Origin of the sequence: Tepidibacillus fermentans (assembly GCF_004342885.1) — a bacterium.
GTDB lineage: Bacteria > Bacillota > Bacilli > Tepidibacillales > Tepidibacillaceae > Tepidibacillus > Tepidibacillus fermentans.
This window is the reverse complement of record NZ_SMAB01000001.1, coordinates 93,658-110,173: the sequence shown is the minus strand read 5'-3', so window position 1 is coordinate 110,173 and position 16,516 is coordinate 93,658. Positions and strand designations below refer to the sequence as shown.

Below are 16,516 nucleotides of genomic sequence, written 5' to 3'. Positions count from 1 at the left end.
AAGTATGGAAAAAGCTTTAGCGAACATTCGCTAAAGCTTTTTTGGAAACTATTCTTTCTCATTTCTCGAATCTACAATTTCTTTCGCTTTGATCAGTTGTTTTCGTACCTGTTCAAACCCGGTTCCACCTGCACTATTTCTCCTTGCCACAACAGTCCGAGGTTGGAGAACGTTATAAATGTCTTCAGCAAATAGATCGGATGCCTCTTTATAAGTGGACAATGGAAGATCGAGCAAGTATTTTCCTTCCTGAATACAATGAAGGACTAATTTACCAACCACTTCATGGGCTTCTCGAAAAGGCATTCCTTTCGTCACCAAGTAATCTGCTAATTCAGTTGCGTTCGAAAAGTCATCTTTGGTTGCTTTTTCCATCACTTCTTCATGAACGGTCATCGTCTCTACCATCTTCGTAAAAATTTTAAGTGATCCTTTGATCGTCGTAACGGTGTCAAACATTCCTTCTTTGTCTTCTTGTAAGTCTTTGTTGTAAGTAAGAGGAAGCCCTTTTAATACGGTGAATAGACCGATCAAATTCCCATAGACTCGACCTGTTTTCCCACGAATGAGTTCGGCCATATCTGGGTTCTTCTTCTGTGGCATCATACTACTTCCTGTAGCAAAGGCGTCATCGAGTTCAATAAATTGGAACTCTCTTGATGACCAAAGAATAATTTCCTCGCTAAAACGGGAAAGATGTGTCATCAAAATGGATGCATGACTTAGAAATTCAAGAATGAAATCCCGGTCACTCACTGCATCTAAACTATTTTCGTAAATTCCATCAAATTCTAAGAGTTGTGCTGTGTAGGATCGGTCAATTGGGAATGTTGTTCCCGCCAATGCTCCCGCTCCTAACGGAGAGATGTTAATCCTTTTTATACTCTCAAAAAACCGCTCATAATCGCGTTGTAACATCCAAAAATAAGCAAGAAGGTGATGAGCAAAAGAAATCGGTTGAGCTCGTTGTAAATGAGTATAACCAGGCAAGATCGTTTCGACATGCTTTTCTGCTTTTTCGATTAAGACCTTTTGAAAGTCACGAATCAGTCCAAGAATTTCCTTCACTTCTTTTCGTAGATATAAGTGCATATCCGTTGCAACCTGATCATTTCGGCTTCTCCCTGTATGTAGTTTACCGCCGACAGGGCCAATTTCCTCGATTAGCATTTTTTCAATATTTAAATGGATATCTTCGTATTGAACAGAAAAAGTTAATTCATTATTTTTGGCTCGTTGTAGTAATTTTTCGAGTCCATTTTTGATTTGCTTTACTTCATCAATGGTTAGAATTCCACAATGCCCTAACATATTGACATGGGCGAGACTTCCTTGAATATCTTCTTCAACTAGGTTTTGATCAAAGGAAATGGAAGCACCAAATTCATCAACCCATTCCTCAGCACTTTTCGTGAAACGTCCACCCCATAATTTTTTCAAATGAAACACTCCTTTTTTAGCTATTTTATATCGTATATAAATACTGAAATATTAATTTTTATACATTAACTTTACTATACAACGGAAGAAAAAATTTGGCTACTAATTTTTCTTCAATACATTTAAGTGGTACAATTAGAAATGGGAAAATATAGATATGGAGGGACATTGATGAAAGTAGGATTTGTCGGTTTAGGAACCATGGGCTTTCCAATGACCAAAAACTTAATCAAAGTCGGTTTTGAGGTTTTTGTTTTTAGTCGTTCTAGAGGGCCAATTGAAAAAGCAATTGAATTAGGGGCAACGGAAGCAAAAACAGCAAAAGAATTGGCGGAACAAGTAGACTATGTTTTGACCGCTCTTCCAATGCCGGATGATATAAAAAAAGTGTATTTTGGTGAAGAAGGTATTTTAGCAGGGGCTAAACCAGGAACGATTTTAATCGATCATAGCACTGTTAGTCCTCATTTAAATTTACAGATTTATAAAAACGCAAAGGAACAAGGAGTTCATTTCCTTGATGCTCCAATTAGTGGTGGCCCAATGGGGGCGGAAGCAGGTACCTTGACGATTATGGTTGGAGGCGATCAGGAGATTTTTGAAAAAGCTCGACCTGTTTTTGAAGCAATGGGCAAAACCATCCTTTATATGGGAAAGACAGGCAATGGTAGTACTGCCAAATTAATCAACAATATGTTAGTTGGAATCCATACAGCTGCTTTGTCTGAAGCGTTTGTATTAGGAGCAAAAGCAGGCATTGGTATCGATGCATTATATGATGTGCTAAAGACCAGTACAGGACGAAGCTATATGATTGACCGCTGTTACCCACTGATCAAAGAACGTGATTTTCAACAACGTTTTATGATTGATCTATTGTATAAAGATATGGGACTGGTAACCGATTTAGCAGATCGGATTTTAGTTCCTGTTCAATTAGCTAAGCTTGCACAAGAGATGATTGGGGAAGCAAAAGAATCAGGATATGGTCATGAAGATGTAGCAGCTACGATTAAACCCTTAGAGAAAAAAGCTCATACTGAAGTGAAATGAACTACTCCTACTCTTACTTCGTTTAGAAGAGGGAGTCTTCTTGCTTATTTAGGATAAAGATCAATTATACTTGTTGGTCTAATTGAAGTACAAAAGTGCGATACTTATTGTTTCAAGTGAAAAGAACTGTTAAAATAATATTTCAGGGGTTTGTGACGCCTTTTCAAGGCGTCATTCTTCATTCTTACCCTTTCATTTCATTGTATAGTAAGGGGAAAATTAACATGAAACGTGATGAAATAAGAAATATAGCTATCATCGCCCATGTTGACCATGGGAAAACAACACTGGTAGATAAATTATTAACTCAGTCCGGAATTTTCCGCGAGAACGAGCAAATTCAAGAAAGAATGTTGGATTCGAATGACCTAGAACGTGAACGTGGTATCACGATCCTTGCGAAGAATACCGCTGTTCGTTATAAAGACAAACTCATCAATATTATCGATACCCCAGGTCATGCTGATTTTGGTGGTGAAGTTGAACGAATTATGAAAATGGTCAATGGGGTGTTGTTGGTTGTAGACGCTTTTGAAGGGAATATGCCCCAAACCAAATTTGTTTTACGTAAGGCATTAGAAGCTGGGCTTACACCGATTGTTGTCGTGAATAAAGTGGATAGAGAAAATGCACGACCGTTAGAAGTCGTAGATGAAGTATTGGAATTATTTATTGAGCTTGGAGCTAATGACGAACAATTCGATTTTCCAGTGATCTATGCTTCTGCATTAAAAGGAACCAGTGGAACCGATCCAGAACATTTAAGCAATGATATGAAACCATTATTTGAAGCAATCATTGAACATATTCCCGCACCTGAAGTCGATTATGAAGCACCCTTACAAATGCAGATTACCTTGCTCGATTATAGTGAATACCTCGGTCGAATCGGGATTGGTAGGATCGAGCGAGGGATCATTAAGAAAAATCAAAATGTCGCCGTGATTACTCGCGATGGTTCAGTCAAACAAGCAAGGATTGCAAAACTATATGGTTTTGAAGGACTAAAGAAAATCGAAATTGAAGAGGCAAAAGCAGGGGATATTGTTGCTGTCGCTGGAATTGAGGGAATTAACGTTGGTGAAACCGTAGCAGATATTGAACATCCTGAACCTCTTCCTCTCCTGCATATCGACGAGCCAACATTACAGATGACTTTTGTCGTAAATAATAGTCCGTTTGCTGGAAATGAAGGGAAATATGTAACATCCAGAAAGCTAAGAGAGCGATTATTTGCTGAATTAGAGAAAGATGTAAGCTTAAGGGTAGAAGAAACGGATAGTCCAGATGCTTTTATCGTATCGGGCCGTGGGGAATTACATCTGTCAATTCTGATCGAGAATATGAGACGGGAAGGTTATGAGCTTCAAGTTTCTAAACCCGAAGTAATTATTAAAGAGATCGATGGACAAAAAGTGGAACCTTATGAAAGGTTGATTATCGATATTCCAGAAGAACATATGGGTGCGGTTATGGAAAGCCTAGGCCCGAGAAAAGCAGAAATGGTGAATATGATCCATTTGGGATTTGAACAGGTTCGTTTAGAATTCATGATCCCTTCACGGGGACTCATCGGTTATCGTACCGAGTTTTTAACGCTTACAAGGGGATATGGAATTTTAAATCATTCTTTTGATTCCTACCGTCCAGCCGTGCATCAATCTGTCGGTGGTCGCAGAGCAGGAGTACTGGTTTCCTCAGAAACAGGAGTAGCGACAACCTATGGGATCCTATCGGTGGAGGATCGGGGTGTATTATTTGTTACCCCTGGTACCGAAGTTTATGAAGGAATGATCGTCGGGGAACATACCCGTGAAAATGATATTATTGTGAATGTCTGTAAAGAAAAGCATGTGACCAATGTTCGTTCTTCAACCAAGGAAGAAACCGTTAAAATGAAAGCTCCACGAATTCTCAGTTTAGAGCAGGCACTTGAATACTTGAATGATGATGAGTATTGTGAAATTACACCGAAATCGATTCGTTTACGGAAAAAGTTTTTGAAAAAGCAGGAACGAGATAAATACGCAAAACAGAAAAAAATGGAGCAAGTATAACGTCAAAAAAGGAGGGGTAGATGAAACATGCAAATTGGTTGTCATGTTAGTGTATCAAAAGGTTTGGAAAAAGCAGCGCAAACTGCTCATGAGTTGGGGGCAAATACGTTTCAAGTCTTCACTAAAAATCCCCGAGGATTGAAGCCGAAAAAAATCGATTTGGTTGATGCCAAGAAAGGTGTTCAATTTTGCAAGGAACATGGGATTTCTTTGGTCTGCCATACGCCTTATATCACCAATCTATCGACACCCAAAGATGATCTACAAGAAGCAACCATTCGTTCAATTCTCGAAGATTTACAAATTGCAGAAGCATATGGAGCTATTGGGGCGGTTGTCCATTGTGGAAAACACGTTGGTGAAGGAGAAGAATATGGGATAAAGCGAATGATTGAGACCCTTGATCTGATCCTTGAACAATATGATGGACCAACGAAATTACTGTTGGAGAATACAGCTGGACAAGGTTCTGAATTGGGTCTTGATCCAGAAACGCTAATGAACATCAGAAATAGTACCAAGTATCCAGAGAAAATTGGTTTTTGTTTTGATACCTGTCATGCATTTGCGGCAGGTCAATGGGATGATGAAACATTTGATGATTTTATCAAACGAGCTGAAGAAACAAGGTACTTAGACCACCTTTTAGCCATTCATTTCAATGATAGTAAGGCTCCCTTTAACAGCCGAAAAGATCGACACGAAAAAATTGGACAAGGTTATATTGGGACAGATGCACTACAAAAGTTCCTGCAATGTGAAAAGTTAAACCACCTTCCTTTTATTCTTGAGACGCCAGTTCAAAAAGAAATAGAATATGCGGAAGAAATTGAACTATTACGTAACTTAAGCAATAAACGTGACAAATAGATCTAGGGGAGAAAACCATGGTAAAATTAAAAAAAAGGGGGAAAACAAATGATGAAATTAGAAGATGCGGTTAACAATTGGTTGCAAATCGCTGTCGTACATGAGGCAAGACCAAATGATAATGCAGCAAAAGAAACAAAAGATTTTTTTGCATTAATTCTTGAAGAAGATCATGGGTTAAAAAATGTCCGTTATGTACGTGATCCTTTTGAATATACGGTCTACTTTGAAAAAGACGGAAAAGAACATCTATTAAAATTCCAAAGGGCTTTGATTGAAAAACTTCTAGAAGATATTGAGTCAGAGCCAAAGTATAATCAGTAATAAAGTCGACTTCACTTCATAACACTTTACCTATTTCCATTTGTTTCTATCCATATTATTTTTGAATTAGGGAAAAATAAACGTATGTTTTCGGTCTATACCTAATTACTAGAAGCTCTCAAAAAATAATAGATGATCAAAGCTAACCCCCGTGTATTCGTCTACACAGGGGGTTATTTTTTCACATCCTTGATTTACTTTAATTCTGACTTCTGAATACTGACTTCTATGTTACTGACTTCGGACCTCTTAACTCAGACTTCTACTTTTGGTATAAGTCTTTTCTTGGTTCTTTTGGATTATTGGTTTGGTTCATTTTTTGTTGGTTCTCTTTTGTTGGTGGTTCTTCTCGTTTCGGAATAGCCTTTGGGACTTGGGGAATGATTCGAGAAGCGATGTCTGCTAATTCTTCCGCAAATCCTTTAATCGGGTGTCCTCTTTTGATGTCTTCATTCATTTCACGAATTCGTTGAACAATATCTGGATCGCTCGTTACGAGAGCATTTGCACCTTGCGGATCTTCTTTTAAAGCCTCTGCTACTGAGTATTTGATCGTTCCGATTCGAGAGCGATCAAGATGAGCATCTAAGTCTAAACCAACAATCGCATATTTACCAAAAACGATCGCTGTCGCATCTTTTACTTGTGGAACTTTAACAGCTAGCGTAGCTAAACGATGAGCAATCGCTTCAGGGCTTTGATCTCTTTTTGGCTCTGGGACAGTTTGTGGGACTCGCACCGATTGTTTGATTTGTTTATTTGGTGGAGCTGCTTCGTTTGCTGGAGGTTTATTTACTGCTTGACACCCAACCATGAATATGAATGATATCACAATAAAAAGAAGGAATATTTTCTTCATGTTTTCATTCCTTTCATTACACTAATTTTTTTTTTAGTTTAACCATTCCTAACAAATCAATGTACAACTTTTCAATATATATCCATACATCTTTCCGTTTTTCTGCATAGAATATAGTAAGCGCTTATTCTTGCGAGGATATACTCTGGGTGGTCCTAATGTATTCAGAAAACAATGCAACTATTAAAAACAAATAGGAGGCGAAATTTTGGGAAAGATCTTTGTATTGGATACGAATGTATTATTACAAGATCCTAGGGCAATCTTTGCTTTTGAGGACAATGAGGTAGTCATTCCAGCAGTTGTACTTGAAGAAATTGATTCAAAAAAACGCTTTATGGATGAAATAGGAAGAAATGCTAGACAGGTTTCCCGTTTGTTGGATAATCTTAGGGAAAACGGTAAGCTCCACACTGGAGTGAAATTAAAACAAGGTGGTCTCCTTCGTGTAGAATTGAATCATCGATCTTTTCAAAAAATGCAAGACACATTTCCTAATATTACTAATGATAATCGAATATTAGCAGTGGCAATGAATCTTCAAGTTGAAGAAGGGCAAAAGGAATCAGGGCGACCCGTTATTTTAGTCAGTAAGGATGCATTAGTTCGTGTAAAAGCGGATGCATTAGGACTACGTGCAGAAGATTATTTATCCGATCGAGTGATTATGGATACCGACATTTATCCTGGTTTTTATGAACTTTTAGTTGATCCCGATAAAATTGACGAATTTTATACAAAAAAATTTTTAGATCTGAAAGAAATCGGTCTCGATATGAATCAAGTCTATCCGAATGAATTTTATATATTGAAAGATCGTTTTGGAACCAGTAAGTCAGCAGTTGCAAAGGTCAATCAAAATCAGACATTACTTGAACCATTACGAATGAATGAAGCTGTCTGGGGGATTATTCCGAGAAATATTCAACAAAAAATGGCTTTAGAACTTTTGTTAGATGATCATATCTCACTGATTACCATGACAGGCAGAGCAGGAACGGGAAAAACATTATTATCTCTAGCAGCTGGTTTACTCAAAGTGGAAGATGAACAAGTTTATCATAAATTATTAGTAGCAAGACCTGTGATTCCAATGGGTAGGGATTTAGGATTTTTACCTGGGGAAAAAGAAGAAAAACTACGACCTTGGATGCAACCCATCTATGATAATTTAGAATACTTATTTAATACCAAAAAGCCTGGAGAATTGGATAAAATCCTTGCAGGAATGGGTAGTATTCAAGTTGAAGCTTTAACTTATATCCGCGGACGAAGTATACCAAACCAATTTATCATCATTGATGAGGCGCAAAACCTAACGAAACATGAGGTGAAGACGATTATTACAAGAGTTGGCGAAGGAAGCAAAATCGTTTTAATGGGCGATCCCGATCAAATTGACCATCCGTATCTTGATGCCATGAATAATGGATTAACTTATGTCGTTGAACGATTTAAACAGGAAAGAATAAGTGGACATATTCAATTAAACAAGGGAGAACGTTCAATCCTAGCTCAATTAGCAGCGGATTTGTTATAGCAAAAAAAGCGGTGTGGAAGATGCCATACCGCTTTTGTAGTGACTTCATCACTTCTATGATAGTGAAATCATTTTCTTTCAATTATAATAAGAAAATAATGGAGTGTTTCGGAGGTGATTTTGACGATGGAAATCAAAACGTTTGTTTTAGGAGAGTTTGAAACCAATAGTTATTTGCTCATTCAGGATGGACAAGCGATCTTAATTGATGTTGGGTTTGAACCGGAATCGATCGAAACGTATCTGAATCAGCATCAAATTCAATTGAAAACCATTTTTCTTACACATGCGCATTTAGACCATATTGGTGGACTTGAATACATAAGAGAACGTTTTTCTGTACCTGTGTATGTACATCATGCAGAAAGTGAATGGTTATCGAATCCCCGATATAATGGTTCAGAAATTTTTCCCTACTTCGGGCAGGTCATTTGTAAACCTGCTGATTACCTAATCAAAGAGGAACAACTTATCAATATTGGTTCATTTCAAATACAACCTATTCATACTCCTGGCCATACACCTGGAGGAACTTCTTATTATTTAAAACCATTCCTTTTCTCTGGTGATACATTATTTTATCATTCGATTGGCCGAACGGATCTATATGGAGGAAATCATACTCAGTTAATAGATCAAATTCGCAATAAACTATATTTTCTACCAGAAGATACCAAGGTTTATCCAGGACATGGTGAGTCAACTACAATTGGTGAAGAAAAACGGAACAATCCATATGTTCGTTAGAAAGAAGGGAAGATATGTCCACCATCCATCTCATTTCCATTTTGTTATCCGTGTTTTTAACCTTTTCGCCAATTTCAACCAATGATGAGGCAAGAGTTATGGTTGTGGGAGATGTCATGATGCATCTACCAATAACCCAATCTGGCTACGATTCAAAGACGCAAAATTATCAATTTGATTCGATCTTTCAAGAGGTAAAGCCGATTTTTGCGCAAGCAGATTTAGTGATTGGGAATTTGGAAACACCTTTGGCAGGGGAAGCTAGAGGCTTTTCAGGATACCCATTGTTTAATGCGCCCAAGGAAATTGCTCTTGCTCTAAAGAATGCTGGATTTGATGTATTAACCACTGCGAATAATCATGTATTGGATCAACATGAGAGTGGCATCATTCAAACCCTACATTATTTGGATCAATATGGACTCTTTCATACTGGCAGTTTTAAAAGTCAAATTGAAAGAGAAAAACCCCTTATAATCAATGTTCATAATATAAAGATGGGCATCATCGCTTATACCTATGGAACCAATGGACTGCCCATTCCTAAGGGAAAACCTTATTTAGTGAATATTCTCAATTTGAACCAAATCAAAGAAGATGTGAAGCGGTTAAAGGCTAATGATGTGGATTATATACTGGCAATGATTCATTATGGAACAGAATATCAACGTCTGCCAAATCAAGTTCAAAAAAAATGGACAAGGTATCTACTGAATTCTGGTGTAGATTTTGTATTAGGCAGTCATCCTCATGTAGTTCAAACTATGGAATTAATAAAGGGATATCCTATCCAAACTGATCGTGGAGTGATCTATTCAATGGGGAATTTTCTAAGTGGCCAAATTGGAGAATGGAAAGACTACGGTATCATCTTAAACTTGAAATTAGAGAAAAATCGAATCACAAGAAAAGTACGTATAAAAGAGGCTTCCATCATTCCAATATATATTGATCGCTATGATGAGAAAGGAAAAAGGAAGTACATGATCCGAACTATATTCAATGATGTGGGAAGAATCGATCCAACGATTATAGCAAAAGGGAAGGAATTAGTTCAACATGTGATGAGGAAACAATAAAACACCCTTCTGATTAGAAGGGTGTTTTATGGGGGAGGTTGAAAATCCGTTCATTTCATTTGCACCAGCTTTTGGGGGACATGGTTTAAAAAACCATCAGCTGTACCCATGGGTGGGTTTTCATTAGAATCTTTAAGGTGATTCTGTTATTATAATATTATATTATTTTTAACATGTCAATAGTGAAAAATGTTTTTTTAAAAAAAATTGAGTAAAGGAGATCATCATGAAGAACAGTCAAAATCAATTAAAAGATAAGATTATACAAAAAATAAAGAATCAAAAAGATCAGCGAATCACTTTTTATGAGTTTATGAAGATGGCATTATATGAACCAGACCTAGGTTATTATACAAAGAACCGGACGAAAATCGGAAAAGCAGCGGACTTTTATACAAGTTCTACCGTTGGCCCTGTTTTTGGTAAAACCATTGCGAATACGTTTCTAGAATTGTTACCTTATAGTACCGATAAAGAAGATTATACGATTCTTGAAATGGGTGGCGGCGATGGACGTTTTGCTCGGGATGCGTTAACAGGTATAAAAGAAAAAAATCTACATATCTATGAGAAGCTAATTTATTATATGATTGAAACCAGTCCATATCATCAAGATTTACAACGAGAACGTCTAAAAGAACATCTTGATCACGTCAAATGGGTGGATCGTTTGGAAGAAATCCCTCAACCATTTCAAGGTGTGATCTTTTCCAATGAATTAGTTGATGCGTTTCCTGTGCATTTGGTCCAAATGAAAGAAGGAAAGCTGAAGGAAATCTATGTAACTTGGGATGAGGAGAAAGGGGATTTTGCTCAAATAACGGATGAAATAAGTACAAAAGAATTAGAAACTTATTTTCTAGAGCAAAAGATTATCCTAAAAGAAGAACAAATTGCTGAGGTCAATTTAGATGCGATCCAATGGTTAGAAACGATTGTAAAATTTTTAGATAAAGGTTATGTCATTACGATCGATTATGGTTATCCAGCTGATGAACTTTATGCAAGCCATCGTCAAAATGGAACCTTAATGTGTTACCATCGACACGTCGCCAATGAAAATCCTTATCAGAAAATTGGAGATCAGGATATTACGTCCCATGTGAATTTTACAGAATTAATAAATAGAGGGGAAAAATTAGGGTTAAAAACGATCTTGTTTACAACGCAAAGTTATTTTCTCTTAAATAGCGGAATTTTGGAGTATTTACAGGAGATTGAATTGAACCAAATGCTACAAAGAGATTTGTTTCATGATGAAGCTTTAAAAATGAATCGAGCCATTCGTCAATTAATCACACCAGGGGAGATGGGGGAAACGTTTAAAGTATTGGTTCAACAAAAAAATGTATCTGATCATCAGTTCCGCTTTATGACAGGAATTATTGAACAGTACGGGCTTAGTATGTAAGAGGTTAGGATGATTGACTACGTTTGGATATTGAATAGACTGTAGGATTGTATGTTTCATAAGCTGCGACTTTAGCGAGCGAGCTTTCCCTCCATCATGGAAACCGCGAGGTATTGGAGCAGCGTTGAAACATACAAACCCTTGGAGCAACTTAAAAAAAGAGATAGGCTTCATCATCTAAAACCTATCTCTTTATTATATACGGATTATTCTATAGGAAGCTTAATGACTGTATATTGACAAGCATTAAAGCCAGCAATCATTGAACTTTCTTGCATAAGGTCGATATCTCCAAGATATGTTTCAAAAATACCTTCAAGAAAATGATGATGCATTTGACAAATACTATGGTTCTTAATGGTTTCAACAGTTTCATTAAATATACAATTATTTACAGAAAAACGAATTGTATGTTCATCAATTTTTTCAATTCGAGGTTGCAAACCTTGTGCAATGACAAGTCGTTCGATACTCTCTAACTTTTGATCTAATGGGAGGTTAGCAGAGTTCGAAATTCCGTCTTTTAACATTGCTTGTTTTGCGGCTTCTCGACCAAAATTTCTTCCCATTTCCACTAAAGCTTTTTGCCCAATATCTCCAAGAGATAATAAGGTTTCAATCGCGATCTTTGCTAATAGTTGATAATCACGTGGAGGAAATTGTAGGCTTACTACTTCGTCAGAGAGGGTATAAATGCGACTCGGTCTGCCACCACGTCCTGTTTTTTCCGTTTCAGATTTTAATAAATTGACATCTTCCAATTTATTTAGGTGTAATCGTGCCACATTGGGATGGATAACGAATTTATCAGCTATTTCCAAAGTGTTTACAGGACGTCCAATGGAAGAAATATATTGATAGATCGCAAAACGTGTAGGATCAGCAAGAACACTCGTTAATCGCAGAGTCTCGTTTTCCATTGCGACAACCCCCCTTTCATCAATATAAAAAAGTAACGTTAGTTTCTAAGCAAATTTATTCTATAATCATATTATTAATATTACAATAAAAAAAAAGGATTTGTCCATAAAGTTTGTCGAAGAATGGAAAGAAGAGAATTAGAAAATCATTCTAAAAAAAATAATAAACACTATTGACGTGGTATTTAATTTAATAATATAATAATAGTGTAAAAATAATGTCAATAGAAAAGTGCTTCTAAGTTCATATGAGAGAATTTTTAAATATTCATTTTTTATCAACAGAAGATCATTTTATCTTTTTGAGGGGAGAGATTGTAAATGTCAGATAAAGTAATTTTCTTTACATATCCTAGTTGCACATCTTGCAGAAAGACAAAAGCATGGTTAACAGAAAAAGGAGTTCTTTATGAGGAGCGTCATCTTTTCAAGAATCCTCCTAGCGTTGAGGAATTAAAAGAGATTTTAAAAAGAGTTCCAAACGGAACCGATGAGTTATTATCTACACGTAGTCAATTATTTAAAAATCTTGATATCGATATAGAAGAATTAAAAGTAAGCGAGTTACTTGAAATGTTATCAAAAGATCCCCGTTTACTAAAACGGCCAATCGTCCTAGATGAAGAGAATGTGGTCATTGGATATAATAAACCTGCGTTAGAACAATACTTTGCATCTTAATTTCATTGGATACAGAAGACCATGAGGATCCATTCATGGTCTTTTTTTATTCCGTAAAAAGGTAAAATATAGTATTCTTGAAATAGCAATGTAGTAGTAAAGGATTCTTTGAGGGGAGTAAACTTTAATGGGGAAAGAAGCAAGCGTCAAACAGGAAGCTAATTCTTTATCTAGGAGTAAACAATTTCAGATCTTAAGTGCAGTTGCTATTGGTACCTTTATGGGTCCGTTGGATTCAAGCGTGGTAAACATCGCTTTACCAGAGATTAGCCAATATTTCCATGCCTCTTTAGGTACAGTGGAATGGGTAGTGATGTCTTATTTATTGGTGATCAGTAGTTTATTACTCACTTATGGACGATTAGGTGATATGTATGGTCATAAAAAAATATATACACTAGGTTTTGTTATTTTCACTTTAGGTTCATTACTCAATGCATTATCACCAAATATTCTATCATTAATCTTTTTTCGCGCTGTTCAGGCGATTGGTGCTGGAATGATGATGTCAATGGGGCCTGCAATCATTACCGATATTGCTCCGCCCAACGAACGGGGGAAATTTATGGGTGTTACCGCTGTTTCTGTATCAGTGGCCCTAGCAACAGGTCCAGTATTAGGAGGATTTTTAACCACTCATTTTGGTTGGCCAAGTATTTTTTATATTAATCTTCCAATTGGTATAATTGGATACATTTGGGCGAATCGTGTGATTCCTCAAAGCAAAAGAAAAGATAGACAACAATTTGATATTCTAGGTGCCTTAATTCTTTTTCTTGCTCTGATCAGTATTCTCTTTTCATTAAGTTATACAGAAAAATGGGGTTGGAAAGATCCAATTATCTTATCGTTACTAGCACTTGGGCTTGTGTTTTTGTTTACATTTGTTTTGATCGAAAAAAGAGTGAAAGACCCGATGGTCGATCTATCGATTTTTCAAAATCGACTTTTTTCAATAGGAAATCTTTCCTCTTTGCTTAGCTTCATTGCTCAATTTTCTGTAATCTTACTCATGCCTTTCTATTTACAGCAATTAAGAGGATATGAGCCGTCTCAAGCAGGGTTATTATTTATTCCAATGCCATTAACGACATTAATCGTCGCACCCATTAGTGGTATCATTTCTGATCGGATTGATGCACGCTATATTAGCTCTTTAGGAATGGGAATTACCGCTTTTGGTCTTTGGCAATTAAGTCAATTAAATGCGAATTCTTCTCACTTTACAATCGTAATCGCAATGATAACGATCGGTCTTGGTTCAGGAATGTTCCAAACCCCTAATAATAGCGCGATTATGGGAAGTGTTCCCAAAACACGACTTGGTATTGCCTCTAGTATGTTAGCCACCATGAGAAATCTAGGAATGGTTTTGGGAGTAGCTATTTCTGGCGCTATTTTTACAGGTCGTCTTCAAGCATTGAGTTATTCTTTGGCCCAAAAAGGACTCCGTGGAGAGGAACTCAAAGTAGAGTCTTTTATTGGTGCAATGCATTTAGCTTTTCTCGTGACGGCAGGTTTAGCAGTGATTGCGGTATTTACTTCCTTAATTCGGGGATCAATGAACCATCGTTGATTAATCCTCGAACCATCCTTTCTTTTTAAACCAATAGAACATGGTAAAACCTAGTATTGCCATAAATCCTAGGACGTAAAAATAGCCGTAGCGCCATGACAGTTCTGGCATATATTTGAAGTTCATTCCATAAATACCAGCGATAAAAGTTAGTGGCATAAAGATCGTTGTAATCACGGTTAATGTCATCATAATCGTATTCATTCGATTTGAGTTTAAAGAAAGATAGCTATCGCGAATATCTGCTGTGATTTCTCGATTCGATTCAATCATTTCTGATAGTTTCAACAGATGATCATAAATATCAGCAAAATAGAGCAATTGATCATGAACAATTTCAAGATGCTTTGAATTTAGGATTCGATATAAAAGATCGCCCATCGGTATAATCGTATGGCGTACCCTTAATAATGTCCCCCTTAAATGAAACAGTTCATCCAGTAATAGTCGAATCTGCTGTGTACTGTTATCAAGCTCATTTACGCGATCTTCAAGTTGATAAATAATTGGAAAGTAATGATCTACCAATTTATCCATGATTCGATACATCACGTATGAAGTCCCCTGTTCCCAGACGTGTGGGCTTGTTCTTATTTCCGAATAAACATTTTCAACTTCTTTCACTGGTGTTTGATGAAAGGAGACAAGAAAATCTTTGCTAATAAATAGATCGACTTCTTCTGCTTTATAGGTTTGTTGGTTCAAAGAATGAAGAACAAAAAAATGATAACCATCATAATGATCAAGTTTTGGACGTTGAATATATTGCAAACAGTCTTCAATGGCAAGTGGATGAAAATGAAAAAATGATTCTAGAAGACCAGACTCTTCTTTTGTTGGTGAAATAAAATCTACCCAGTACCAAAGAAAATCATGACTTTCTAATTGCTGAATGGATACATCTTCCATTATTTTTAATTCCTTTGTGATGGCAATGATACGAATCATGATAATCACCTCCAACTTTAATTCATTTACATTTTTTCTTAAAAAAAATATATAAAAAAGAAAAATATATTTCAAACAAATTAAATCCATAGAGGATTTTCGATTAAATCGCGACGAAATCTATAATATCATTTTAGGTTGTAATATAATGGAAAATAAATAAGGTGAATATGAAGGGATGGAGGAACAAATTGAAAACAATTCAGGTAGAACAAAAAAAAGAAACACTGATCATTGTATTAAATCGTCCAGAATTTCGAAATGCTGTAAATTTTGAAATGATGGATGAATTAAGGAAAGTCTTAGATCAAGCCAAACAAAGTTCGCAGATTAAAACGATTATTTTTACGGGGGTTGAACGCTCGTTCTCTTCAGGTGGCGATTTAGGACAGTTCCATCAATTAAAATCTAAAGATGAAGTCAAGCCAATGTTGGAAAAAATGGGTAAAGTTATCACTCAGATTGTCAACCTAGGAAAACCGACGATTGCGTACGTGAATGGTTACGCTCTTGGAGGGGGAGCCGAATTGGCGATGGCTTGTGATTTTCGCTTTATTAGTAACCAAGCGAAGATGGGATTCATTCAAATTAATCTAGGAGTTACCTCAGGTTGGGGTGGAGGGACACTATTGCTTGAGAAATTAGGAAGGACGAAGGCGCTTTCCCTGTTATTAACGGGTGACATCTTAAACAATGAGCAGATCCTTCAATATGAAATCGCATTGAAAGAGGTTAGTAGTTTTGATGAAGTACTTTTGTTTGCCGATAAGATCAATTCTCATTCCTTAGAAAGTCTTCAGGCTTACATTGATTTAGCAAACGGAGTACGAGATGGGAGGACATTCGTAGAAAATCAAAAGAAAGAGATCGAATCTTGTAGCACATTATGGGAATCGGTAGAACATGAGCGTGCTGTAGATGAATTTTTACAAAAAAATAAGTAAATCCTAATTCCCCCTGATTAAAAAAAAGAAGAAATGGATATAAAAAATAGTAGTATCTTATGATTCT

Annotated in this window: 15 protein-coding genes; 11 read left to right on the top strand and 4 right to left on the bottom strand. The window is 36.5% G+C overall.

What is annotated here, in order from left to right:
- Positions 1-48: 48 nt before the first annotated feature.
- Positions 49-1,440, bottom strand: coding sequence for an argininosuccinate lyase (gene argH, locus EDD72_RS00530; RefSeq protein WP_132766683.1), 1,392 nt, complete (start codon positions 1,438-1,440; stop codon positions 49-51).
- 171 nt (positions 1,441-1,611) lie between these two features.
- On the opposite strand from argH, the gene EDD72_RS00525 reads away from it, so the two are divergent.
- From EDD72_RS00525 to EDD72_RS00510, 4 genes are all read left to right on the top strand, one after another.
- Complete coding sequence (locus EDD72_RS00525; protein WP_132766682.1) at positions 1,612-2,493, top strand: NAD(P)-dependent oxidoreductase; 882 nt, start codon at positions 1,612-1,614, stop codon at positions 2,491-2,493.
- A 224-nt stretch (positions 2,494-2,717) separates the two neighbouring features.
- A complete protein-coding gene (gene typA / locus EDD72_RS00520) occupies positions 2,718-4,550 on the top strand; it encodes a translational GTPase TypA (RefSeq protein ID WP_132766681.1) in 1,833 nt (610 codons plus the stop codon).
- A 27-nt stretch (positions 4,551-4,577) separates the two neighbouring features.
- A complete protein-coding gene (locus EDD72_RS00515) occupies positions 4,578-5,420 on the top strand; it encodes a deoxyribonuclease IV (RefSeq protein ID WP_132766680.1) in 843 nt (280 codons plus the stop codon).
- A 48-nt stretch (positions 5,421-5,468) separates the two neighbouring features.
- Complete coding sequence (locus EDD72_RS00510; protein WP_132766679.1) at positions 5,469-5,744, top strand: hypothetical protein; 276 nt, start codon at positions 5,469-5,471, stop codon at positions 5,742-5,744.
- A 262-nt stretch (positions 5,745-6,006) separates the two neighbouring features.
- Here the strand turns inward: EDD72_RS00510 and EDD72_RS00505 are convergent, their stop codons facing one another.
- Positions 6,007-6,603 (bottom strand): YhcN/YlaJ family sporulation lipoprotein, encoded by a 597-nt coding sequence (locus EDD72_RS00505; protein WP_132766678.1) that lies wholly within the window; start codon positions 6,601-6,603, stop codon positions 6,007-6,009.
- A gap of 208 nt (positions 6,604-6,811) precedes the next feature.
- On the opposite strand from EDD72_RS00505, the gene EDD72_RS00500 reads away from it, so the two are divergent.
- The 4 genes from EDD72_RS00500 (at position 6,812) to EDD72_RS00485 (ending at position 11,380) form a co-directional block, all read left to right on the top strand.
- Positions 6,812-8,143 (top strand): PhoH family protein, encoded by a 1,332-nt coding sequence (locus tag EDD72_RS00500; protein WP_132766677.1) that lies wholly within the window; start codon positions 6,812-6,814, stop codon positions 8,141-8,143.
- A gap of 126 nt (positions 8,144-8,269) precedes the next feature.
- Complete coding sequence (locus EDD72_RS00495) at positions 8,270-8,890, top strand: MBL fold metallo-hydrolase (protein ID WP_132766676.1); 621 nt, start codon at positions 8,270-8,272, stop codon at positions 8,888-8,890.
- 14 nt (positions 8,891-8,904) lie between these two features.
- Positions 8,905-9,969, top strand: coding sequence for a CapA family protein (locus EDD72_RS00490; protein ID WP_132766675.1), 1,065 nt, complete (start codon positions 8,905-8,907; stop codon positions 9,967-9,969).
- 226 nt (positions 9,970-10,195) lie between these two features.
- Positions 10,196-11,380 (top strand): class I SAM-dependent methyltransferase, encoded by a 1,185-nt coding sequence (locus tag EDD72_RS00485; RefSeq protein WP_132766674.1) that lies wholly within the window; start codon positions 10,196-10,198, stop codon positions 11,378-11,380.
- Positions 11,381-11,586: 206 nt separating this feature from the next.
- Here EDD72_RS00485 and EDD72_RS00480 read toward each other — a convergent pair whose 3' ends face one another.
- A complete protein-coding gene (locus EDD72_RS00480; protein ID WP_132766673.1) occupies positions 11,587-12,300 on the bottom strand; it encodes a helix-turn-helix transcriptional regulator in 714 nt (237 codons plus the stop codon).
- Between the two features lie 321 nt (positions 12,301-12,621).
- Between EDD72_RS00480 and EDD72_RS00475 the strand changes: the two genes are divergently transcribed.
- On the top strand, positions 12,622-12,981 hold the full coding sequence (locus EDD72_RS00475; protein ID WP_132766672.1) for a Spx/MgsR family RNA polymerase-binding regulatory protein: 360 nt from the start codon (positions 12,622-12,624) through the stop codon (positions 12,979-12,981).
- Between the two features lie 127 nt (positions 12,982-13,108).
- The gene (locus EDD72_RS00470) at positions 13,109-14,557 is read left to right on the top strand and encodes an MFS transporter (RefSeq protein WP_132766671.1); all 1,449 of its coding nucleotides are present in this window, start codon (positions 13,109-13,111) and stop codon (positions 14,555-14,557) included.
- Here the strand turns inward: EDD72_RS00470 and corA are convergent, their stop codons facing one another.
- Entirely contained in the window at positions 14,558-15,505 is a 948-nt protein-coding gene (gene corA, locus EDD72_RS00465; RefSeq protein WP_132766670.1) for a magnesium/cobalt transporter CorA, read from the bottom strand. It lies immediately after the preceding gene.
- Positions 15,506-15,696: 191 nt separating this feature from the next.
- Here corA and EDD72_RS00460 point away from each other — a divergent pair, with 191 nt between their 5' ends.
- On the top strand, positions 15,697-16,449 hold the full coding sequence (locus tag EDD72_RS00460; protein WP_165894859.1) for an enoyl-CoA hydratase/isomerase family protein: 753 nt from the start codon (positions 15,697-15,699) through the stop codon (positions 16,447-16,449).
- Positions 16,450-16,516: the final 67 nt, after the last annotated feature.

Bases quoted from the DNA above. Each gene is read 5' to 3' on its own strand.
- EDD72_RS00525 (WP_132766682.1), top strand. From the start codon at position 1,612: ATGAAAGTAGGATTTGTCGGTTTAGGAACCATGGGCTTTCCAATGACC.
- typA (WP_132766681.1), top strand. From the start codon at position 2,718: ATGAAACGTGATGAAATAAGAAATATAGCTATCATCGCCCATGTTGAC.
- EDD72_RS00515 (WP_132766680.1), top strand. From the start codon at position 4,578: ATGCAAATTGGTTGTCATGTTAGTGTATCAAAAGGTTTGGAAAAAGCA.
- EDD72_RS00510 (WP_132766679.1), top strand. From the start codon at position 5,469: ATGATGAAATTAGAAGATGCGGTTAACAATTGGTTGCAAATCGCTGTC.
- EDD72_RS00505 (WP_132766678.1), bottom strand. From the start codon at position 6,603: ATGAAGAAAATATTCCTTCTTTTTATTGTGATATCATTCATATTCATG.
- EDD72_RS00495 (WP_132766676.1), top strand. From the start codon at position 8,270: ATGGAAATCAAAACGTTTGTTTTAGGAGAGTTTGAAACCAATAGTTAT.
- EDD72_RS00490 (WP_132766675.1), top strand. From the start codon at position 8,905: ATGTCCACCATCCATCTCATTTCCATTTTGTTATCCGTGTTTTTAACC.
- EDD72_RS00485 (WP_132766674.1), top strand. From the start codon at position 10,196: ATGAAGAACAGTCAAAATCAATTAAAAGATAAGATTATACAAAAAATA.
- EDD72_RS00480 (WP_132766673.1), bottom strand. From the start codon at position 12,300: ATGGAAAACGAGACTCTGCGATTAACGAGTGTTCTTGCTGATCCTACA.
- EDD72_RS00475 (WP_132766672.1), top strand. From the start codon at position 12,622: ATGTCAGATAAAGTAATTTTCTTTACATATCCTAGTTGCACATCTTGC.
- EDD72_RS00470 (WP_132766671.1), top strand. From the start codon at position 13,109: ATGGGGAAAGAAGCAAGCGTCAAACAGGAAGCTAATTCTTTATCTAGG.
- corA (WP_132766670.1), bottom strand. From the start codon at position 15,505: ATGATTCGTATCATTGCCATCACAAAGGAATTAAAAATAATGGAAGAT.